The sequence below is a fragment of the Phenylobacterium sp. genome (assembly GCF_046291545.1).
Classification (GTDB): Bacteria; Pseudomonadota; Alphaproteobacteria; order Caulobacterales; family Caulobacteraceae; genus Phenylobacterium.
Map to the genome: position 1 here is coordinate 140730 of NZ_JBKBSM010000006.1, position 20644 is coordinate 161373.

18 protein-coding genes are annotated in these 20644 nt (G+C 71.2%); 12 read left to right on the forward strand and 6 right to left on the reverse strand.

The genetic code is table 11. The annotated features are described in order from the left end of the window. Positions 1–83 precede the first annotated feature (83 nt). Positions 84–995 carry a phytanoyl-CoA dioxygenase family protein gene (locus tag ACK4YQ_RS14410; RefSeq protein WP_409612115.1) on the forward strand — a complete coding sequence of 304 codons (912 nt, stop codon included), beginning with the start codon at positions 84–86 and terminating at the stop codon, positions 993–995. A gap of 4 nt (positions 996–999) precedes the next feature. Here ACK4YQ_RS14410 and ACK4YQ_RS14415 read toward each other — a convergent pair whose 3' ends face one another. After that, the gene (locus ACK4YQ_RS14415) at positions 1000–1473 is read right to left on the reverse strand and encodes a GFA family protein (protein ID WP_409612116.1); all 474 of its coding nucleotides are present in this window, start codon (positions 1471–1473) and stop codon (positions 1000–1002) included. A gap of 4 nt (positions 1474–1477) precedes the next feature. Beyond that, a complete protein-coding gene (locus tag ACK4YQ_RS14420; RefSeq protein ID WP_409612117.1) occupies positions 1478–2347 on the reverse strand; it encodes a TauD/TfdA dioxygenase family protein in 870 nt (289 codons plus the stop codon). Positions 2348–2538: 191 nt separating this feature from the next. On the opposite strand from ACK4YQ_RS14420, the gene cobS reads away from it, so the two are divergent. After that, complete coding sequence (gene cobS, locus ACK4YQ_RS14425) at positions 2539–3543, forward strand: cobaltochelatase subunit CobS (protein WP_409612118.1); 1005 nt, start codon at positions 2539–2541, stop codon at positions 3541–3543. 107 nt (positions 3544–3650) lie between these two features. After that, the gene (locus tag ACK4YQ_RS14430) at positions 3651–4826 is read left to right on the forward strand and encodes a DUF3089 domain-containing protein (RefSeq protein WP_409612119.1); all 1176 of its coding nucleotides are present in this window, start codon (positions 3651–3653) and stop codon (positions 4824–4826) included. 49 nt (positions 4827–4875) lie between these two features. On the opposite strand, the gene ACK4YQ_RS14435 is transcribed toward ACK4YQ_RS14430, so the two are convergent. Next, entirely contained in the window at positions 4876–5055 is a 180-nt protein-coding gene (locus ACK4YQ_RS14435; protein ID WP_409612120.1) for a DUF1328 family protein, read from the reverse strand. A 122-nt stretch (positions 5056–5177) separates the two neighbouring features. Here ACK4YQ_RS14435 and cobT point away from each other — a divergent pair, with 122 nt between their 5' ends. From cobT to ACK4YQ_RS14450, 3 genes are read left to right on the forward strand one after another with little or no spacing between them, the layout of a single operon-like run. Beyond that, positions 5178–7127 carry a cobaltochelatase subunit CobT gene (gene cobT / locus ACK4YQ_RS14440; protein ID WP_409612121.1) on the forward strand — a complete coding sequence of 650 codons (1950 nt, stop codon included), beginning with the start codon at positions 5178–5180 and terminating at the stop codon, positions 7125–7127. After that, positions 7124–8095, forward strand: a complete 972-nt coding sequence (locus ACK4YQ_RS14445) for an esterase-like activity of phytase family protein (protein WP_409612122.1) — start codon at positions 7124–7126, stop codon at positions 8093–8095. The genes cobT and ACK4YQ_RS14445 overlap by 4 nt, the downstream gene beginning before the upstream one ends. Positions 8096–8105: 10 nt before the next feature. After that, positions 8106–8852: a dienelactone hydrolase family protein gene (locus ACK4YQ_RS14450; RefSeq protein WP_409612123.1), complete on the forward strand. Its 747-nt coding sequence runs from the start codon at positions 8106–8108 to the stop codon at positions 8850–8852. 60 nt (positions 8853–8912) lie between these two features. On the opposite strand, the gene rpmB is transcribed toward ACK4YQ_RS14450, so the two are convergent. Together rpmB and ACK4YQ_RS14460 are read right to left on the reverse strand one after the other, a co-directional pair. After that, positions 8913–9209, reverse strand: coding sequence for a 50S ribosomal protein L28 (gene rpmB, locus ACK4YQ_RS14455; protein ID WP_409612124.1), 297 nt, complete (start codon positions 9207–9209; stop codon positions 8913–8915). A 255-nt stretch (positions 9210–9464) separates the two neighbouring features. Continuing rightward, positions 9465–11270: a DUF4153 domain-containing protein gene (locus tag ACK4YQ_RS14460; RefSeq protein WP_409612125.1), complete on the reverse strand. Its 1806-nt coding sequence runs from the start codon at positions 11268–11270 to the stop codon at positions 9465–9467. Between the two features lie 119 nt (positions 11271–11389). On the opposite strand from ACK4YQ_RS14460, the gene ACK4YQ_RS14465 reads away from it, so the two are divergent. The 5 genes from ACK4YQ_RS14465 to ACK4YQ_RS14485 all read left to right on the forward strand — a co-directional run bounded on the left by ACK4YQ_RS14465 (position 11390) and on the right by ACK4YQ_RS14485 (position 17017). Further along, the gene (locus ACK4YQ_RS14465) at positions 11390–12034 is read left to right on the forward strand and encodes a TetR/AcrR family transcriptional regulator (protein ID WP_409612126.1); all 645 of its coding nucleotides are present in this window, start codon (positions 11390–11392) and stop codon (positions 12032–12034) included. Next, positions 12031–13005, forward strand: a complete 975-nt coding sequence (locus ACK4YQ_RS14470; protein ID WP_409612127.1) for an HlyD family secretion protein — start codon at positions 12031–12033, stop codon at positions 13003–13005. Before ACK4YQ_RS14465 ends, ACK4YQ_RS14470 begins: the two co-directional genes overlap by 4 nt. Next, positions 13002–13919, forward strand: coding sequence for an ABC transporter ATP-binding protein (locus ACK4YQ_RS14475; protein ID WP_409612128.1), 918 nt, complete (start codon positions 13002–13004; stop codon positions 13917–13919). Before ACK4YQ_RS14470 ends, ACK4YQ_RS14475 begins: the two co-directional genes overlap by 4 nt. After that, complete coding sequence (locus ACK4YQ_RS14480) at positions 13916–15064, forward strand: ABC transporter permease (RefSeq protein WP_409612129.1); 1149 nt, start codon at positions 13916–13918, stop codon at positions 15062–15064. The genes ACK4YQ_RS14475 and ACK4YQ_RS14480 overlap by 4 nt, the downstream gene beginning before the upstream one ends. A gap of 117 nt (positions 15065–15181) precedes the next feature. Further along, positions 15182–17017 carry a DUF885 domain-containing protein gene (locus ACK4YQ_RS14485; RefSeq protein ID WP_409612130.1) on the forward strand — a complete coding sequence of 612 codons (1836 nt, stop codon included), beginning with the start codon at positions 15182–15184 and terminating at the stop codon, positions 17015–17017. A 112-nt stretch (positions 17018–17129) separates the two neighbouring features. Here the strand turns inward: ACK4YQ_RS14485 and ACK4YQ_RS14490 are convergent, their stop codons facing one another. Further along, on the reverse strand, positions 17130–17678 hold the full coding sequence (locus ACK4YQ_RS14490; RefSeq protein WP_409612131.1) for a hypothetical protein: 549 nt from the start codon (positions 17676–17678) through the stop codon (positions 17130–17132). Between the two features lie 343 nt (positions 17679–18021). Here ACK4YQ_RS14490 and ACK4YQ_RS14495 point away from each other — a divergent pair. Next, positions 18022–20644, forward strand: a 2623-nt coding sequence (locus ACK4YQ_RS14495) for a helicase-related protein (protein ID WP_409612132.1), incomplete at its 3' end; no start/stop codon positions are given.

Here is a 20644-nt window from a genome sequence, read left to right on the forward strand (position 1 = left end):
TCGCCGGGATCGTCTGATCGTCGGGATCGTCTGATCGTCGGGATCGTCTGGCCGATTGACGCCGCGCCGCGCCGGAGCCGAAGGTGGAGCTGGAGGAAACGACCATGCCCAGCCTGCAGCACCTGCCGGCGGACGCCCCGGCCGAGGCGATCCGCGAGATCCTCGACACCGACGGCGCCCTGATCCTCGACCACGTGATCCCCCGCGCCCAGGTGGACGCGGTGATGGCCGAGCTCAGGCCCTACATCGAGGCGACGCCGGCCGGCACGGACGATTTTTCCGGCGTGCGGACCACCCGCACCGGCGCCCTGGTGGCCCGCTCCGCGGAAGCCCGCAAGCTGGTGACGCATCCGGCGGTGCTGGCGGCGGCCGACGCCTTCCTCCTGCGCTACTGCTCGCGCTACCAGCTCCATCTCACCCAGGTGATCCGCATCCGCCCGGGCCAGCCCAGGCAGATGCTCCACCGCGACAAGCTCGCCTGGGGAGGCTGGATTCAGGGGGTGGAGCCGCAGTTCAACACCATCTGGGCCATGACCGACTTCACCGAGGAGAACGGCGCCACCCAGGTGGTCCCCGGCAGCCCCGCCTGGCCCGAAGGCCGCAAGGCAGAGCCGCATGAGATCGGCTATGCGGAAATGGAGCGGGGCTCGGTGCTGGTCTATTCCGGCTCGGTGATCCACGCCGGCGGCGAGAACCGCGCCGATCACGACCGGATTGGGATCAACATCACCTACTGCCTGGGCTGGCTGCGCCAGGAGGAGAACCAGTACCTCTCCTGTCCACCGCACATCGCCAAGGATCTGGAGCCGGAGCTCCAGGCCCTGCTCGGCTACGCCATGGGCAGCTACGCCCTGGGCTACTACACCCCGCCCCTGCCCCCCGGCGAAGGCCCCGAGGTGGTCCCGCCGGAGCACATCCTGGGCGCCGCCGAGGCGGCCGGCTGGGCCGCCGCCCTCACGCCCGCCGCCCGCCGCAAGCTGGAATCGCAGCTCTAGCCGCTCACAGGTGGCGGGTTTCCGCCGGCACGCTCCACCAGTTGTCGTGGCGCCCGTCCATGTAGCGCACCGGCGCCTGGGCCAGGTCCGCCGGATCGGCGTCGTCCAGGGCCCCCAGGTTGACGGCCACATAGTCGCCGCCGATCGCCTCGATGTGGCCGTCGCCGAACGGGGCGACGCCGCACACCGAGCAGAAGCGGTGATGGCCGCTCATCGTCCCGAACTGATAGTCCCTGAGCACGTCCGCGCCCGACAGCAGGCGGAAGTCCGCCGGCTTGATCAGGGCCTCCCAGGTGCGCCGCTTGGTGCAGATCGAGCAGTTGCACTTGCCCGTGCCGGCGCCGAGGTCGATGTCCGCCTCGAAGCGGACTTGTCCGCAGTGGCAGCTTCCCAGGTAGGTGCGCTTTATCTGGCGTCTCCGAAGGTGTGATCCTGCCTGCAGGATAAGCGCCTGCTGCTGCCAGCCTCCTGTCAGCAACGCCTCAGACGGGCCGCTCCCCGGCGACGGTCGTGCGGTGCATCACCCGCAGATGGCCGTCGTAGCCGCCCTCGGCGAAGTGCACGGTGCAGCGGTTGTCCCACATCAGCAGCATGCCCGGTCGCCACTTGTGGCGGTAGACGAACTGGTCCTGGGTCATGTGCTCGTAGAGGAACTTCAGGATCGCGGCGCTTTCCGCGTGGGTCATCCCCTCGATCCCGCGGGTGTAGACCGGGCTCACGTAGAGCGCCTTGCGCCCGGTGATCGGATGGGTGCGCACCAGGGGATGGGCCTGGGTCTTGTCGGCTTCGGGGCTGACGATGATCTTCATTGTCCGCTTCTCGGTCTCCCGGGCGAACACGCCCTTGGTCCCGTAGGCCAGGGACGCCGAGTGAACCGCCTTCAGCGGGGCGAGCAGCGCCTGGAAGGCCGGCGTCAGCGCCTCGTAGGCCGCCGCGCAGTCGGCGAACAGGGTGTCGCCTCCCACCGGCGGCACCACCTGCGAGCGGAGCAGCGTGGCCGCCGGCGGCTCGGCCTGGAAGCTCCAGTCCGAATGCCAGCCTGCGCCGAAGTTGGTGGCCTTTTCGTCGGCTTCGCGGCGCAGCTCCAGCACGTTGGGATGGCCGGGCATCGGCGCGATGAAGGGGTCGTGGCCGAACGGGCCGATCGCCTGGGTGAAGGCCTCCAGCGCCTCCAGGCTGAGCGGCTGGTCAGGGAAGGCCAGCACCGCATGGCGCGCCCAGGCCGCCTTCACCTCGGCCAGGGCCTCGTCCGGCAGGGGGCGGGACAGGTCCAGCCCCCTCACCTCGGCGCCGAAGCCCGAGGGTTGCGGCGTGACCGTGATGGCGTGCGGCTCGGCGAGCGCCTGGCGCATCGGCTTGTCCTCCCTGTGCGGGCGTCCTCGCGCCCGTTCGCGCTCCAGACTAGCGGGCGCGGGCGGCCCGGGCACGCCCAATCGTCAGCCGTCCTGACGTTGCGGAAGGACTTGCGGGCATGAAGTCGCATCGGCGAATGTCGCAAACACCCGTTTGCATCGCCTCCGTAACCCTGTAATCGAACCGCGCCATGACCTCGTTCGCCGACACTCAAGAAGACAAGCTGATCACCATGGTTCCCGACCGGAAGGTGTCCGTGCGCGACACCTTCGGCGTCGACGTGGACATGATGGTGCCGGCGTTCTCGACCCGCGACCCGCACGTCCCGGACGTCGACCCCACCTACAAGTTCGATCCGGAGACGACCAAGGCGATCTGCGCCGGCTTCGCCTTCGACCGGCGGGTGATGGTCCAGGGCTATCACGGCACCGGCAAGTCGACCCACATCGAGCAGGTGGCCGCGCGCCTCAACTGGCCGATGATCCGGGTGAACCTCGACAGCCACATCAGCCGGATCGACCTGGTCGGCAAGGACGCCATCGTCCTGAAGGAAGGCAAGCAGGTCACCGAATTCCGCGAGGGCATCCTGCCCTGGGCCATCCAGCGGCCGATCGCCCTGGTGTTCGACGAGTACGACGCCGGCCGCCCGGACGTGATGTTCGTCATCCAGCGCGTTCTGGAGGCGTCCGGCAAGCTGACCCTGCTGGACCAGAACCGGGTGATCCGCTCCAACCCGTTCTTCCGGCTGTTCGCCACGACCAACACCATCGGCCTGGGCGACACCACCGGCCTCTATCACGGCACCCAGCAGATCAACCAGGCGCAGATGGACCGCTGGTCCATCGTCACCACGCTCAACTACCTGGCGCACGACGTCGAGGCCGAGATCGTGCTGGCCAAGGCGCCGAACTACAACACCCCCGACGGCAAGCGCACGATCAACGCCATGGTCCGCGTCGCCGACATGACCCGCAACGCCTTCATGAACGGCGACATCTCCACCGTCATGAGCCCGCGGACCGTGATCACCTGGGCGCAGAACGCCGAGATCTTCGGCGGCGACATCGCCCTCGCCTTCCGCATGACCTTCCTGAACAAGTGCGACGAGCTGGAGCGCGGCACCGTGGCCGAGTTCTTCCAGCGCGCCTTCGGCCAGGACCTGCCGGAAAGCACGGCCCGCGTGCGGGTGAGCTGAGCCGCCCGGCCTCGGCATACCGAACCTTAGAATCCGACTGGACCCCGGCTCGCGCCGGGGCCAATCTCCCGCCCATTGTTCGTTCAACGATTTGAGTGGGGATGGAAATGTCCAGGATTCTCATGGCGGCCGGGGGTCTCTGCGCCCTGGCGGTCGGCGCCGCCGCGTTCGCCCAGGCGCCCGAAAAGCCCGCGCCCAATGACTATGGCGACAAGGCGAGCTGGCTGTGCTGGCCCGGGCGCGAGGACGCCTGCGCCGGCGACAACACCGCCACGGTGATCACGGCCGACGGGTCCATGACCAGACAGACCTGGGCCGCCGATCCGAACGCCCCGGTGGACTGCTTCTACGTCTACCCCACGGTCTCGCTCGATCCGGGCGTGATCTCGGACATGACGCCCAACGCCGAGGAGCGGCGCGTGGTCGAGCAGCAGCTCTCCCGCTTCGGCTCCAAGTGCCGGGTCTATGCGCCCATGTACCGCCAGTTCACCCTGACCGCCCTGCGCGCGGCGGTGGCCGGCGGGCCGGCCGCCTCGGGGCCGCGCCCCACCACGCCCTACGACGACGTCCGCGACGCCTGGAACCACTACCTCGAGCACGAGAACAAGGGCCGCGGCGTGGTGCTGATCGGCCACTCCCAGGGCTCGGGCATGCTGACCCAGCTCATCGTCAACGAGATCGACGGCAAGCCGGCCCAGAAGCTGCTGGTCTCGGCCCTGCTGCTGGGTACGAACCTGCCGGTCGAGCAGGGCAAGGACACCGGCCTGTTCAAGACCATCCCGCTCTGCCGTGAGCCGACGCAGACCGGCTGCGCCGTCGCCTACGCCTCGTTCCGCGACACCGCGCCCCCGCCGGCGAACAGCCGCTTCGGCGCCCCCCGCGAGCCCGGCTCGACCATGGTCACGGCCTGCGTGAACCCGGCCAACCTGTCCGGCGGCCCGGGCGAGTTGCACCCCTACCTGTCCGCCGGCGCGATGATCGCCGCGGACGCCTCAGAGCCCCCGGCCTGGGTGAAGGACGGCCCCAAGGTCGAGACGCCGTTCGTCTCCACGCCCGGCCTGCTGACGGCCCAGTGCGCCACCTCCGGCAAGTTCAACTATCTGTCGGTGCATGTGAACGCCGACCCGGCCGACCCGCGCACGGACGACATCGCCGGCGACGTTGTGGTGGGGGGCGTGGTCCAGAAGGACTGGGGCCTGCACCTGATCGACGCCAACCTGGCGATGGGCGATCTGGTGAACCTGGTGGACAGCCAGTCCAAGGCCTGGCTGGCCGCGCGTTAGGGGTTCGGCTCCGGCGGCCGCGCGGCCGCCGGAGCCTTCGAACCGCCGTCTATCTTCCGGTGAGTTTCTTGCCTGCGAAGACGCCGAGCGCCAGGAAGATCAGGAAACCGATCACGAAGATGAAGAACAGGAACTTCGCGATGCCGGCCGCCGCGCCGGCGATGCCGCCGAAGCCCAACGCGCCCGCGATCAGCGCGATGACGGCGAAAATGAGCGCCCACTTGAGCATGACTCTTGCCTCCAATCCTGTTGTCGCCCCGAGCCAACGCAGCGGCTGGGCCTTGCGTTCCGCCGCGTCGCCGATGCGGAATGGCCTTTCGCACCTTCGGCGGGATGTTTAATTGAACGATCATGGCCAAGTCCCCTGAGAGCCCGATCGAACCGTTCAAGCGCGCCCTGGCCAACGCGGCCCGGTCGCTGGCCGAAACGCCGGACCTCGAGATCGTCTATTCCGGCGAGGGGCCGCAGCTTCAGGGCAACCGGGCGGTGCTGCCGCACCCGCCTCGCGACCTGTCGGCCGCCGATGCGGCCCGGATCCGCGGCCTGGCCGACCAGATGGCCCTGCGGATCGCCCACCACGACCCGGCCAAGCACGCCAAGACCCGGCCGGCTTCGGCCATCGGCGCGCCGGTCTACGACGCCCTCGAGCAGGCGCGGATCGAGGCCCTGGGCGCCAACGCCATGGGCGGCGTGCGCGAGAACCTGAAGGCGGTGCTGGAGCAGCAGTACGCCCGGCGCACCTTCAACCCGATCGAGGCCCAGGCGGCGCCGCCCTGGCCCGAGGTGGTCTCGCTGATGGTGCGCGAGCGCCTGACCGGCGAGGCGCCGCCGGACGGCGCCAAGGCCATGGTCGACATGTTCCGCGCCGACGTCGAGGCCAGGGCCGGCGCCGACCTCGACAAGCTGGCCGAAGTGGTCGAGGACCAGAGGGCCTTCGCCCGCCTCGCCCGCACCATCCTGCGCGACCTGTCCATGGCCGACGATCTGTCGGACGCCCCGGACCAGCCGGAGCAGGAGGAGGAATCCGACGAGGACGGCGAGTCCGAAGCCGCCGAGGACGGCGAGGAGGGCGAGGGCGAAGGCCAGTCGCCCCAGCAGGCGGCCATGGACGACAGCGAGGCGACCCACCGCGAAAGCGAGGACGCCGACAGCGAGATGATGCAGGCCGAGGAGAACCCCGACGCCGAGGACACCGACGAGCCGCCCGACATGGGCGAGGGCGAGCAGCCCGCCCGGCCGGACCTCAAGGGCGAAGGCAAGCCGGCCACCTACAAGGTCTTCACCACGGCCCACGACGAGATCGTCGCCGCCGAGGAGCTTTGCGAGGCCGAGGAGCTGGGCCGCCTGCGCGCCTATCTGGACCAGCAGCTCGCCAGCCTGTCCAGCGTCGTCTCGCGCCTGGCCAACCGGCTGCAGCGCAAGCTGATGGCCCAGCAGAACCGCTCCTGGAACTTCGACCTGGAAGAGGGCCTGCTCGACGTGGCGCGCCTGACCCGGGTGATCATCGACCCGACCGCCCCCCTCTCCTTCAAGGAGGAGAAGGACACCGAATTCCGGGACACCGTCGTCACGATCCTGATCGACAATTCCGGCTCGATGCGGGGCCGCCCGATCATGGTGGCCGCGGTCTGCGCCGACATCCTGGCCCGCACCCTGGAGCGCTGCGGGGTGAAGACCGAGATCCTCGGCTTCACCACCCGCGCCTGGAAGGGCGGCTCCTCCCGCGAGGACTGGCTCAAGGCCGGCAAGCCCGCCCAGCCCGGCCGCCTGAACGACCTGCGCCACATCATCTACAAGGCCGCCGACGCGCCCTGGCGGCGCGCGCGCAAGAACCTCGGCCTGATGATGCGCGAGGGCCTCCTGAAGGAGAACATCGACGGCGAGGCCCTGATCTGGGCCCACCAGCGCCTGCTCGGGCGGCCTGAGCAGCGCCGGATTCTGATGGTCATTTCGGACGGTGCGCCGGTCGACGATTCCACCCTGTCGGTGAACTCAGGCCATTACCTGGAGCGCCACCTGCGCGAGGTGATCGCCGAGATCGAGGGCAAGAGCCCGGTGCAGTTGATCGCCATCGGCATCGGCCACGACGTCACCCGCTACTATCGCCGGGCGGTCACCATCGTCGATGTCGAGCAGCTCGCCGGCGTCATCGTCGACCAGCTCGCCGAGCTCTTCGACGAGGAGCCGCGGAAGGTGAGCCGCAGGTCCGCGGGCCTGTTGCAGCCCCCGCCCTCCACCCAGGGGCCCCAGGGGCCGACGCGGGGCTCGACCTTCAAGGAAGTCCGGAGAGCCATCGCGTGAGGCCAGTTCGTCGCGCGCTGACGCTCCTGGCGCTGCTCGCGGCGGCCGCCTGCGCGCCGACCAAGGCCACGCTGCCCTCCGCACCCGTTCCGGCCGGGCCTTCCGTCGCAGTCTCCGTTCAGGCCGTGCCCCTGAATCCGGACGATCCGGCGCAGGCGGCGATCGGCCGCTTCCGCTATGCGGGCGGTCTGGCGCTGAGCTCCAGCGACACCTCGCGGCTGCATGGCCTCTCCGACGTGCGCATCGGGTCGGACGGGGCCCTGATCGCCGTCAGCGACGACGGCGACCTGCTGCGCGCCCGCCTCGCCCTGGACCCGTCGGGCCGTCTGACCGGCGTGGCCGACGCCAGGCTGACGCCGATGACCGGTCCGGACGGCGCGCCGCTGCAGAACAAGGTCGACGCCGACGCCGAGGGCCTGGCCCTGCTGGCCGACGGCTCTCGCCTGGTGAGTTTCGAACGCCGCCACCGTATCTGGCTCTACCCGGCGAACGGCGGCCCGCCGCGCCCCGCGCCTGCGCCCGAAGCGTCGTTCCCCGACAACGGCGGCATGGAGGCCCTGGCGGCCGACCCCGCGGCCGGCGCCGGCGCCTATGTCGTGGGCGGCGAGGACTCGGGTCAGACCTGGACCTGCCGCCTGGTGGCCGTCTGCGTGGCCGGTCCCGCGGTGGCCAAGCCGCCGGAGTTCGGCCTCGTGGCGATCACCCGCCTGCCGGCCGGCCGCACGGCCTATCTGCTGCGCGCCTGGGACCCGGTCCGCGGCAGCCGGATCACCCTGACGATCCAGGGCCCCGCCGGCGAGGTGGACCGCATGGACCTCTCCCGGCCCCTGACGGTGGACAATTTCGAGGGCCTCGACGCCCTCCCCCAGGCCAATGGCGACATTCGCTTCTATCTGATTTCAGATGATAATTTCTCGAGCTCCCAGCGCACCCTGCTGCTCGCGTTCGACTGGAGCCCGAAGTCATAGGAAGGCCGCGATGAGCCGGACCGACGTCTCCATTCCCACGGCTGAGGGCGAGGCGCGCGCTTTCGTGTTCCGCCCTGATGCTGGCTCCGGCCCCTGGCCGGCGGTGATCTTCTACATGGACGCGCCGGCGATCCGCCCGGCCCTGTTCGAGATGGGCCAGCGGCTTGCGGACCACGGCTATTTCGTCCTGCTGCCGGACATGTTCTGGCGCGCCGGCCCCTATGAGCCGATCGACCTGAAGGCCGCCTTCAAGGACGAGGAGACGCGCCGCGCCGTCTTCGCCAGGCTCATGGGCAGCACCAACCCGGAGAAGGCGATGGCCGACACCCGTGCCTTCCTCGACTACCTCGCCGGCCAACCGGACGTGAAGGGCCCGAAGGTGGGCGTCACCGGCTACTGCATGGGTGCGGGATTCGCCCTGCGCGCCGCCGGGAGCTACCCCGACCGGGTGGCCGCGGCCGGGTGTTTCCATGGCTCCAGCCTGGCGACGGACGCGGAGAACAGTCCGCACCTGCTGGCGCCGAAGATCAGGGCCAGGGTGCTGGTGGCCGGCGGCGACAACGACCGCGGGTTCGACGTGGCCCAGAAGGACCGGCTGGATGCGGCGCTCAAGGCCGCCGGCGTCGACGCCGAGGTGACGATCTACGAGGGCGCGCTGCACGGCTACGCCCCGCCGGACATGCCCGTCTACAACCGCGAAGCCTCCGAGCGCCACTGGCGCGAGCTGACAGCCCTGCTCGACGCGACGCTGAAGTAGGGCGCAACGAAAAAGGCCGGCGTCACCGCCGGCCTTTTCACATCTTCAGGATCGATCGGCTCAGGCCGCGGCGGTTTCCGCGAGCTTGGCCTTCACCTGCTTCTTGATCTTCAGCGCGCGCGGCGAGAGGTCCTCGTCGCGGGCCTTGACCAGGAAGGCGTCCAGACCGCCGCGGAAATCCAGCGTGCGGAGCGCCGCATTGGTGATGCGCAGCTTGAACGACTGGCCGAGCGCGTCGGACTGCAGCGTGGCCGGGGCCAGGGCGGGCAGGAAGCGGCGCTTGGTCTTGATGTTCGAGTGGCTCACATTGTGGCCGACCATCGGACCAACGCCCGTGAGTTCGCAACGGCGCGACATGGTGTTCAACCCTACGCGTGGAAAGTCAGTGACGCGGGCGGACCCGCGCGGGAGCGGCGATATAGGCGAAAGCCGCGCCCGGCGTCAAGGCGAGGCCTGACTCTGCGTGCGGCGGCGCGCGGTTACGGCGAAGCTGTTTGTGGTTAATCGCAAATCAACTACAATCTCTAGTATAGAACAAATCCCGAATCGGGCCGAGTCAGTGATTCGGTCCTGATTCGTTTCGCGCGCGTTCCTGCCGTTAACCAAGCCCCGTTAATCCGCGCCCGGACTGGCCCGCGGCTTGATGATCGCGACGTCGGCGACGTCCCGGTCGACGCCCGGGCAGGCAGGCTGCGGCGCCACCTTCAGCCGGCGTCCCGCCACCTCCACGTCGAGCCAGCGGTCGACGGGCGGGACGACCCTGGCCTTGCCCTGAACCACGCTCTCGACCTCGTCGCCGCAGATCTGGCCTTCCAGCCGCCCAAGGCGCGTCCAGCGCCCGTCCCGTTCGGCGAAGGCGGAGCGTTCGCCGCCCCCGAACAGGATGATGTCCTCGCGCCCGTCGCCGTCCACGTCGGCCAGCAGAGCCGCACAGGTCGGCCGGTCCCTCGCCGGACGGCCTGCGCAGAAGCGGAGGGGATCGTCGCGGGCGGGCCAGGTCTGCGCCGCGAAGCTGGGCGGCAGCGCCCGGCCCCCGGCGACGGCCACCGCAGCCGCGCGTTCGGCGCCGGTGGGCGGAAGCGGATCATAGGGGTTCTCCTGCTTCAGGGCCTGGGCAGCGTGTGCGGCGATGACCGCGGCGTTCGGCCCCTCGCGCCTCGCCGCCAGGTCTTTCAGGGCCGCCTCGCCCCAGCGGCCGGCGCGGAACTTCAGGAAGGCGTAGTCGAATTCTTGCGGCGTCACCCGGCCGGTGTTGAGCCGCCGCACCTGGTCCTCCACCGACAGGCGTCGTGGATCGGCCAGGGGCGACATCAGCGCCAGAAGGATCACGGCCGCCATGTGGGCGGTGACGACGTTGCTGGCTTCCACCCTCTTCAACCACGCGCCCTTGGAGAACGCGGCTGCGAAGTAGCCGACGGCGAACACCGCGCCCACCAGCACGCAGGCGCCGCCGAAGATCCGCTCCGGGGTGAGCCCATATTGGCTGACGCGCAGGCCGAGAGCGTAGGCCGCCACGCCGACCAGCGGCGCGATGAGGGCCGCGCCGATCCGCCCGGCCCACTTCAGTAGCGCCGGCAGGTCCTCGCGCGGACCGTCCTGGTAGGCGGCGTTGATCAGGATGATCAGGGCGGCGGCGGCGGCAAGCAGCACCCCGGCCGCGCTGCGGGTGTTCCACAGGGGCTCCAGACCGGTGAACGGCAGCGCCGCCAGGAACCCGCCGACGATCAGCGCCATCAGCGGCAGCAGCCAGGACAGCAGGGCCAGGGCCACGGTCCGCACGCCGCGAACCAGGCTCGCGCGGATATCGGTGAGGTGCACCGCCATGGCGAAGGCGACCGCCGTGGCCGGATAGGCGAACCAGGCGTTGCGGATCGCCCGTCCCACGACCTCCAGGCCGATCATGTCGAACAGGCTCTTGGCCAGCATCAGCAGGATCCAGAGCGCCGCCACGAAGGCCGCCGACAGGGCCAGCCGGACCGCGTCGGTCCAGCCCAGGTCGAAGTAGCGGCGGTAGCTCGCCCGCCAGCGTCCTTCCTGGTCCGCGGCCACCACGAGGTGGTGGATGATGAACAGCGTCACGGCGGTCGCCCCGCCGTAAAGCGGCCAGGGTGTCGAATTGCGCAGGGCGTCGTGGCCGGTCGCCGCCGCATAGCCGCCGATCGCGGCGACCCCCACGGCCGCCGCTGCGCCCCAGGCCGCCAGGGCTCTGATCCGCATCGCGCCCAGTCCGCCCAGGAGGACGAAGGGCGTGAGCACCGCCGCGGCGCGCGCCGCGGCCAGCCACGAGGACAGGACCTCGCCGTCGCCCGGCTTCAGCCGGTCGAACAGCACGAACAGCGCCAGCCCCTGAACCAGCCCGATCGCCAGCCGCGCGCGACCTGCGCGCATCATCAATGACCGTTCCGCCAGATCGCTCATCCACGCCTCCGCTTCCCGCGACGGTGGCACGGGCTGGCCCATTCGCCAATCGCGACGGCTTGCCAGGGGGGCCGCCCCTCGCTATTAGTAACTGACCAGTCAGTTATTTGCGATCGAACATGTTGCCCACCGGGGAGCCGAAATTCCGCAGGCGCAAGGCCGAACGCCCGGACGAGATCGTCGAGGCGGCCCTGCAGGTGTTCGCCGCAAAGGGCTTCGCCGCCGCGCGGCTGGAGGACATCGCCGCCCGCGCCGGCGTCTCCAAGGGCGCGCTCTACCTCTATTTCGCCACCAAGGAGGAGCTGTTCCACGCGGTCGTGGAGCAGGCCATCGCGCCCAACATCCAGCTCGTCCTCGGCCTCATCGCCGGCCATCCGGGTCCCTTCGCCGACCTCGTCCGAGGCGTCGCCGAGCGGATGGCCGCGATGGTCGAGACCACCCCTGTGGGCGGGGTGGCCAAGATGGTGATCGGCGAGGCGCAGAACTTCCCCGCCCTCGCCCGCGTCTGGCACGACGAGCTGGTCGGGCCGGCCCTGGGGGCGATGGCCGGCGCGATCGCCGCGGCCCAGGCGCGCGGCGAGGTGCGGGCCGGCGACCCGCGCGCCTACGCCCTGTCCCTGATCAGCCCGCTGCTGCTGGGCGTCATCTGGCGCGAGACCTTCGTGCCGATCGGCGCCGAGCCCTTCCACCTGCCCCGCCTGGCCCGCCAGCACGTGGAGACGCTGCTGCAGGGCATGCTCGCCGACAAGGACCCCTGCGCATGAGCCCGCACCGCCTGCTCGTCCCGGTTCTCGTGCTCGCCGCCGCGGCGGTGGTGGCGGCGATCGTTCTGGTCCCGCGGATCAACCGGCCGCAGGTGCTGTCCGGCTACGTCGAGGGCGAGCCGCTCTACATGGCCGCGCCCGTCGCCGGGCCGGTCCGCGCGGTGTTCGTCCAGCGCGGGGAGCGCGTGGCGGCCGGCCAGGAACTTTTCGTGGTCGACACCTCCCAGGTGGGCGGGGCGCGGGACGAGGCCCTGGCCCGGCTGGCCGCGGCCGAAGCCCAGGCGCGGGACGCGCGCAAGGGCCAGCGGCCGATCGAGCTGGCCGTGCTGGACGCCGACATCGCCGCGGCCGAGGCGCAGGTGCGCGACGCCGCCGCCGTCCTGAACCGCGTGCGCCCCCTGGTGAAGACGGGCGTCTACGCCCCCGCCCGGCTGGACGACGCCAAGGCCGCGCACGACGCGGCCCTCGCCCAGGCCGCGGCCGCCCGGCGCCGGCGCGACGCCGCGGCGCTCGGGGCGCGGGAGGACCAGATCCGCGCCGCCGAGGCCCAGGTGGTCCAGGCCAAGGCCGCCGTCGCCTCCACCAGCGCGCGGCTCTCCGACGCCGCGCCCAGCGCCCCCGGCCCGGCACGGGTCGAGGACGTCTTCTTCCAGCCCGGGGAATGGGCCAGCGCCAATCAGCCGGTCCTGTCGCTCCTGCCCGACGCGCGGGTGAAGCTGCGCTTCTTCGTGCCCGAGGCGAGCGTCGCGCTCTACCGGCCGGGCCGCACGGTCCGGTTCTCCTGCGACGGCTGCGCCGAAGGGCTGAGCGCCCAGATCACCTATGTCAGCCCAAGGCCGGAGTTCACCCCGCCGGTGATCTACAGCCGCGAGACCCGCGACCGGCTGGTCTACCTGGTGGAGGCCCGGCCCTCGGCCCTCCTGAACCCCGGCCAGCCGGTGGACGTGGTTCCGCTGGAGGCGCGGCCGTGAGCCTGGCGATCGACGTCCATGGCCTGAACAAGAGCTTCGGCGACAAGCACGTCGTCCAGGACGTCGAGCTGAAGCTGGAGGAAGGGCGGATCTGCGGCTTCCTGGGCCCCAACGGCTCGGGCAAGACCACCACCCTGCGGATGCTCTGCGGCCTTCTGACCCCCGACAGCGGCGAAGGCCAGTGCCTGGGCTTCGACCTGATCGGCGAGGCCGCGGCGATCAAGCGGCGGACCGGCTACATGACGCAGAAGTTCTCGCTCTACGAGGACCTGACGATCGAGGAGAACCTGCAGTTCACCGCACGGGTCTACGGGCTGGACCGGCGGCGCGAGCGGGTCGATCAGGCGCTTGAGCGGCTGGGGCTGGCGCAGCGGCGCAAGCAGCTCGCCGGCGCCCTTTCCGGCGGCTGGAAGCAGCGGCTGGCGCTGGCCACCACCACTCTGCACGAGCCGAAGCTGCTGCTGCTGGACGAGCCGACCGCCGGGGTCGACCCCAAGGCGCGGCGCGGGTTCTGGGACGAGATCCACGCCCTGTCGGCCCAGGGGCTGACGGTGCTGGTCTCCACCCACTACATGGACGAGGCCGAGCGCTGCCACGAGATCGCCTACATCAGCTACGGCAAGCTGATCGCCCGCGGGACGGCCGAGGAGGTGGTCGCCCGCTCGCACCTCGTCACCCTGCGCGGCGAGGGCGCGGGCGTCGACCGGCTGGCCAAGGAGATCGGCGCGCGGCCGGGGGTGGAGATGGCCGCCCCGTTCGGCGCGGCCCTGCACGTCAGCGGTCAGGACCGGGAGGCCCTGGAGGCGGCGATCGCGCCGTGGCGGCGCGAGCCCTACCGCTGGACGCCGGTGGAGCCGACGCTGGAGGACGTGTTCATCCACCTGATGAACCGCTCCGAGGACAACTTCCAATGAGCGGGGCGAACGGCCACGGCTTTTCGGGCGGCCGGGTGATGGCCGTGCTGGTCAAGGAGTTCAAGCAGCTCACCCGCGACCGGCTGACCTACGCGATGATGCTGGCGATCCCGGTGATCCAGCTCCTGCTGTTCGGCTATGCGATCAACTCCGAGCCCCGCCACCTGCCGACCGCGGTGCTGGCGCAGGAGGACGGCGTGTTCGCCCGCTCGATCCTGGCGGCGATGCGCAACAGCGCCTTCTTCGACCTGGTCGCCCAGGCCCGCACCCCGGCCGAGCTGGACGACATGGTGCGAAAGGGCGAGGTGCAGTTCGCCGTGACCATTCCCGGCGACTTCAGCCGCCGGGTCGTGCGCGGCGACGAGGCCCAGATCCTGGTGGAGGCCGACGCCACCGACCCGAGCGCCACCAGCGGGGCGGTGGCCGCCTTGGCGGCCCTGCCGCAGGAGGCCCTGGCCCACGACCTGAAGGGCGCCCTGGCCGCCCGGGGCCAGGCCGCAGCCCCGTTCGAGGTGGTGGTCCACCGGCGCTACAATCCCGAGGCCGTCACCGCCTACAACATCGTGCCGGGGCTCTTGGGCGTGATCCTGTCGCTGACGCTGGTGATGATGACGGCGCTGAGCGTGACCCGGGAGAACGAGCGCGGCACGATGGAATCGCTGCTGGCGACCCCGGCCGAGCCGATCGAGGTGATGATCGGCAAGCTCGCGCCCTATGTGCTGGTCGGGCTGGTGCAGACGCTGATCATCCTGGTGCTGGCGCGGTTCCTGTTCGGGGTGCCGATGAGCGGCGGCTGGATCGGCCTGTCGCTGGGGGTGGCGCTGTTCATCGTCGGCTCGCTGGCGCTGGGCTTCCTGATCTCGACCCTGGCGCGCTCGCAGCTCCAGGCGATGCAGATGAGCTTCTTCTACATCCTGCCCTCGATCCTCCTGTCCGGCTTCATGTTCCCCTTCCGCGGGATGCCGGCATGGGCCCAGGCGATCGGCGAGGCGATCCCGGTCACCCATTTCCTCAGGGTGGTGCGCGGCGCGCTCCTGAAGGGCCAGGGGCTGGAGGACATGTGGCGCGAGCTGGCCGCCCTGGTCGCCTTCGTCTGCGTGGTCACGGCCCTGGCGATGGCGCGGTTCCGGCGCACCCTGGACTGATCCGGACCCGGCGGATTACGCAGAATGCGGATTACGCAGAATTAAGGCGCGCAGCCGGCCGAGCCCGCGTAACACTCCCGGCCAATGTTACGGTTGACCGGGAGGGGGACCAATCCCATGCAGACTCGTCGCGAACTGTTTTCCACCGCCGCCGCCTTCGGCCTCGTGGCCGCAGCGCCGCGCATGGCGCAGGCCGCCGCCGCCGCCCCGACCGGCGAAGCGGCCAAGATGTACGCCCTGTTCGACCAGGCGATGGCCGACTCCTTCCGCCGGATGCCCGAGCTGCCGACGTACCTGGGCATCGACAAGGGGGCGATGGCCTGGACCAAGTCGGAGCTGTCGGACTATTCGCTGACCGCCCTGGCCGAGAACAAGGCCAAGACCGCCGAGCAGCTCAAGGCGCTGAAGGCGATCGACCGCAAGCAGCTGTCGGGCATGGACGCGGTGAACTACGACACCGTGGAGTTCACCCTTTCGGTGCAGCACGAGGGCGACACCAAGTTCCAGTACGGCGGCCAGGGCTCGGGCGCGCCCTATGTGCTCTCCCAGCTGACCGGCTCCTACCAGTCGATGCCGGACTTCCTGGACAACCAGCACGTCATCGAGGCCAAGGGCGACGCCGACGCCTATCTGGCGCGGATGGAATCCTTCGGCCGCCTGCTGGACCAGGAGGTCGAGGTGGCCAAGCACGACGTGGCCCTGGGGGTGACCCCGCCGGACTTCGTGCTCGACAAGGCGATGACCCAGCTCAAGGCCTTCCTGGCCTACGCCCCGGCCGAGGCGCCGGTGGTCAAGAGCCTGGTGCGGCGCACGGGCGAGAAGAAGATCGAGGGCGACTGGGCCGGCCAGGCCGAAGGGCTCTACGTCGACCAGGTGAAGCCCGCGCTCGAGCGCCAGCTCGCCTTCCTGGAAAGCCTGCGGCCCACGGCGGTGCATGACGCCGGCTGCTGGCGCCTGCCCGACGGCGAGGAATACTACGCGGTCTCGCTGAAGAACTACACGACCGCCGAGATGACCCCGGCGGAGATCCACAAGCTGGGCCTGGACCTGGTGCAGAGCCTGGGCGCCGAAGCCGACGTGCTGATGAAGAAGGCCGGCTACACGCAGGGCTCGGTCGGCGAGCGCTTCCGCGCGATGGCCGAGGACCCCAAGCAGATCTACCCAAACACCGACGCCGGCAAGGAGGAGCTGCTGGCCAAGCTGAACGAGCAGGTCGAGGCGATCTCCAAGAAGCTGCCGCAGTGGTTCGGCCAGCTGCCCAAGGCGCCGCTGCAGATCCGCCGGGTGCCGCCGGCGATCGAGGCCGGGGCGCCGGGGGGCTACTATAACTCCCCCTCCCTCGACGGCTCGCGGCCCGGGATCTACTGGATCAACCTGCGCGACACCGCCGAGGTGCCGGCCTGGACCCTGCCGACGCTGAGCTACCACGAGGGGATTCCGGGCCACCACCTGCAGCTGGCCCTGAACAACGAGGCCGGCGACCTGCCGCTGATCCGCAAGGTGGTCGGCTTCTCCGGCTACAGCGAGGGCTGGGCGCTCTACGCCGAGCAGCTCGCCGTCGAGATGGGCGCCTACGACAACGACGTCCTGGGCCACATCGGCATGATCCACGACGCCATGTTCCGGGCCGTGCGCCTGGTGGTGGACTCGGGCATGCACGACAAGCGCTGGAGCCGCGAACAGGCGGTGAAGTTCTACATGGACACCCTGGGCGACACCGAGGCGGGCACGATCACCGAGGTCGAGCGCTACTGCGTGTGGCCGGGCCAGGCCTGCAGCTACATGGTCGGCAAGATGACCTGGCTGAACGCGCGCGAGCGGGCGAAGAAGGCCCTGGGCCGCAAGTTCGACATCCGCAAGTTCCATGACGCGGGCCTGCTGGCGGGGGGCACCCCGCTGACGGTTCTGGACCGGGTGATCGACAACTACATCGCCGCGGCCAAGAAGGGCTGAGGCGCGCGCCGGCGCCCCGCGCCCCGAGGGGGAGCGGGCGCGCCGTGACGCGGGGGCTTGGGTCTGGCGCAAGGCTGGGCGCGCGCTTCCGGGCCGGAGACGTTCGGCCGGCTCAGGCGGAGCTGTGGAGGTCCGGCTGGCGTGGGGGCGGGCGCGCCCCCGCCGCCGCTTCGCGGTCCCCCAGAGGGGGAGGCTCCAGGTCCTCGTCGTCTTCGGCCTCGCAGCCGAGGCCGAGGTCTTCGCGGATGCGGTCGATGACGGCCGTAAGCGGGCCCTCGAGGAAGCGGTCCTGGGCGGCCTCGTCGGCGAGGAGCACGCCCATCAGCCTGTGCAGCTGGTAGGCCTCGGCGGGGTCGGCCTCGGTCCAGATGAGGCGGGTGAGGCGGGCGTCAGCCTGGTCGGTGCGCTGCTCGAGGCGGCGGGCGCGGGCCGCCTCGGCCCGATGCTCGGCCTCAAGAAGGTCGCGGCGGGCCTGGCGCTCGAGCTGGGCTTCCAGGGCCAGGGTCTGGCGCACGGATCGGGACAGGCGATGGAAGGCGGCGGCCAGGCGCTGGGCCTCCTCGGCGTCCTCACAGTCCATGGCCATGCGGTGCAGCTTGCGGGTCAGCTCCAGGCCCATGTCGCAAAGCTCGGACAGCACCCGGCCCTGCCGTTCGGTCATCTCGGTGGGCGCCGCACACATGAACAACACAAGAACATCAATCTTGCCCAAAGTCAAGGATTTTCGAGCCAGAACGGCCTCGCCGCCGAGATCCCCCGAGACGCCGTCTTGCAGGAGACGGTGACTTTCGCCGCATCGGCGGTACAAAGGTCGGCGGCGGCCGAGTCAATCGTGGAGCTGCGGGCTGCGCCTTCGGGCGCACAGCATACGGGAAGGTCGCGTACCCGCGGCCGCCACCGCGCCCATCCGGACTCCGCCTGATCGGAAAGCCGGGGGCGAGCCCTCCCCTGCCCTGACGTCGCAGGCGCTTGCCGGGTCCCGATTCCCGCCCCACCTTGAGGTCATGAGCGACCGTCCCACGGGACAGGCGCCGTCGCGGCTGGTGGCGGTGCTGGGTCCGACGAACACGGGCAAGACCCATCTGGCGGTCGAGCGGATGCTGGGCCACGCCTCGGGCATGATCGGCCTGCCGCTGCGGCTGCTGGCGCGGGAGATCTACGACCGCATCGTCAAGCTGCGCGGGCCGCGGGCGGTGGCGCTGATCACCGGCGAGGAGAAGATCGTCCCGCCGCGGGCGGTCTATTTCGTCTGCACCGTGGAGGCCATGCCGCTGTCGCGGGAGGTGGAGTTCCTGGCGGTCGACGAGATCCAGCTCTGCGCCGACCCCGAGCGGGGCCACGTGTTCACCCACCGGCTGCTGCACGCCCGCGGCAAGTACGAGACCATGTTCATGGGGGCCGCGACCATGGCCCCCCTGGTGCGCGCGCTGCTGCCCAAGGCCGAGATCGTCGCGCGCGAGCGGTTTTCGGCCCTGACCTACCAGGGCTCCAAGAAGCTGACCCGCCTGCCCCGGCGCACGGCGGTGGTCGCGTTTTCCGCCGACCAGGTCTACGGCATCGCCGAGCTGATCCGCCGCCAGCGCGGGGGCGCGGCCGTGGTGATGGGCTCGCTGAGTCCGCGCACCCGCAACGCCCAGGTGGAGCTCTACCAGTCCGGCGAGGTCGACTTCCTGGTGGCCACGGACGCCATCGGCATGGGCCTGAACATGGACGTGGACCATGTGGCGTTCGCGGGCCTGCGCAAGTTCGACGGGCGGCGCACCCGCTGGCTGCACCCGCCGGAGATCGGCCAGATCGCCGGGCGGGCGGGGCGTTTCCGCCGGGACGGCACGTTCGGCGTGACTGGCGAGGCCGACGACATGGACCCGGACCTGGTGGCGGCCGTGGAGGGCCACCGTTTCGAGCCGCTGGGCGCGGGCGAGTGGCGCAACGCCAAGCTGGACTTCTCGAGCCTTGCGAACCTGATGGCCAGCCTGTCGCGGCCTCCGGACCGGGCTGGGCTGAAGCTGGCGGCCGAGAGCCTGGACGAGACCACCCTGCGCCAGCTCGCCGCCGATCCGGACGTGGCGCACCGCTGCCGCGACAGGGTGGCGCTGATGCGGCTGTGGGACGTGTGCCAGACGCCGGACTTCCGCAAGACCTCGAACGAGGAGCACCTGCGCCTGGCGCGGGAGTTCTTCGGCTGGCTGACCAGCCGCGAGCGCAAGATCCCGCAGGACTGGATGGCCGGACAGTTCCGCCACCTGGATCGCACCGACGGGGAGATCGACACCCTGTCGGCGCGGCTGGCGGGGGTGCGGACCCTGGCCTATGTGGCCAACCGCCCCGACTGGCTGGCCGACGCGGCCGGCTGGCAGGGGCGCACGCGGGCGCTGGAGGACCGGCTGTCCGACACCCTGCACGAAAAGCTGATGGCCCGGTTCGTCGACCGCCGCACCAGCGCCCTGATGCGGGCGCTGCGGGTGCGCGAGGACGTGCTGGCAGGGGTCGGCGGCGACGGCGAGGTGACGGTGGAGGGCCACTATGTCGGCCGGCTGAGCGGGGTGCGCTTCGAGCCGGCGCAGGGGGCCAGCCTTCTGGAGGAGAAGGCGCTGCGGGCGGCGGCCAACGCGGCGGTGGCGCCGGAGATCGCCCGGCGGCTGGGCGCCCTGGCGGCGGAGGGCGACGAGGCCTTCGCCCTCGCGCCCGACGGGCTGGTGCTGTGGCGCGGCGAAGCGGCCGGGGCCCTGGCCGGCGGCGCGCCGTTCGCCCCGCGGGTGCGGCTGCTGGGCGAGCTCGGCCCGGCGGCGGCCCGCGAGCGGGCGGCGCGGCGGCTGGAGGCCTTCATCGCGGCCGAGGCGGGCCGGCGGCTGTCGCCCCTGCGCCGGCTGGAGAGCGCGGTGGCCGAGGGCGCGGTCAAGGGCCTAGCCCGGGGCCTGGCCTATCGGCTGATCGAGGGCGGCGGAGTGCTGGACCGCGCCGCGGTGCGCGAGGAGACCCGGGCGCTGAGCCAGGTGGAGCGGCGCACGCTGAAGGGCCTGGGGGTGCGGATCGGCGCCTTCAGCCTGTTCATGCCCGGGCTCCTGAAGCCCGAGGCCCTGGCCTTCGCCCAGGCGTTCACCCATGGATTCGCGACGGCGGCCGGCGCCGGCGGCTGGCGCCCGCCCGCCGACCGGCCGAGCCGCCTGCCCGACCCGGCGCCCGCGCCCGCCGCCCTGGCCGCCTTCGGCCTTCGCCGGGTGGCGGGACTGGCGGTTCCGGTGAGCGCGCTGGAGCGGCTGGACGAACTGCTGCGCGGGGCGCCGCGGCAGGGGGCGGCGGCGGTGTTCTCCGACCAGGCCCGCGAGGAGCTGGGCTGGAGCGAGGCCGAGGCGCGCGCGATCCTGAAGGGCCTGGGCTTTGCCCCCCAGGGCAAGGCGCAGCCCGGCGAGCCGCAGGCCTGGCGGCGGCGGGGCGAGCCGGCCGAGGACAAGCGCGCCGGGCGCAAGGCCGAACGGGTGGCCGAGGCCTCGCCCTTCGCCGCCCTGGCCGCGCTGAAGGCGCCGCCGCCGCGGCCGCAGCATCGCCCGGCCTGTTCGGCGACGGCTTCATTTCAGGTTTCGGCCGACTGTCGGCGGACGACAGGGCGGCGATGGCGACGGCCGTGGA

Excerpts from the sequence above, each read along its gene's own strand:
- ACK4YQ_RS14490 (WP_409612131.1), bottom strand. The coding sequence starts at position 17,678 with ATGACCGAACGGCAGGGCCGGGTGCTGTCCGAGCTTTGCGACATGGGC.
- ACK4YQ_RS14480 (WP_409612129.1), top strand. The coding sequence starts at position 13,916 with ATGAGCGGGGCGAACGGCCACGGCTTTTCGGGCGGCCGGGTGATGGCC.
- ACK4YQ_RS14465 (WP_409612126.1), top strand. The coding sequence starts at position 11,390 with ATGTTGCCCACCGGGGAGCCGAAATTCCGCAGGCGCAAGGCCGAACGC.
- ACK4YQ_RS14430 (WP_409612119.1), top strand. The coding sequence starts at position 3,651 with ATGTCCAGGATTCTCATGGCGGCCGGGGGTCTCTGCGCCCTGGCGGTC.
- cobS (WP_409612118.1), top strand. The coding sequence starts at position 2,539 with ATGACCTCGTTCGCCGACACTCAAGAAGACAAGCTGATCACCATGGTT.
- ACK4YQ_RS14470 (WP_409612127.1), top strand. The coding sequence starts at position 12,031 with ATGAGCCCGCACCGCCTGCTCGTCCCGGTTCTCGTGCTCGCCGCCGCG.
- ACK4YQ_RS14485 (WP_409612130.1), top strand. The coding sequence starts at position 15,182 with ATGCAGACTCGTCGCGAACTGTTTTCCACCGCCGCCGCCTTCGGCCTC.
- cobT (WP_409612121.1), top strand. The coding sequence starts at position 5,178 with ATGGCCAAGTCCCCTGAGAGCCCGATCGAACCGTTCAAGCGCGCCCTG.
- ACK4YQ_RS14460 (WP_409612125.1), bottom strand. The coding sequence starts at position 11,270 with ATGAGCGATCTGGCGGAACGGTCATTGATGATGCGCGCAGGTCGCGCG.
- ACK4YQ_RS14420 (WP_409612117.1), bottom strand. The coding sequence starts at position 2,347 with ATGCGCCAGGCGCTCGCCGAGCCGCACGCCATCACGGTCACGCCGCAA.
- ACK4YQ_RS14435 (WP_409612120.1), bottom strand. The coding sequence starts at position 5,055 with ATGCTCAAGTGGGCGCTCATTTTCGCCGTCATCGCGCTGATCGCGGGC.
- rpmB (WP_409612124.1), bottom strand. The coding sequence starts at position 9,209 with ATGTCGCGCCGTTGCGAACTCACGGGCGTTGGTCCGATGGTCGGCCAC.
- ACK4YQ_RS14450 (WP_409612123.1), top strand. The coding sequence starts at position 8,106 with ATGAGCCGGACCGACGTCTCCATTCCCACGGCTGAGGGCGAGGCGCGC.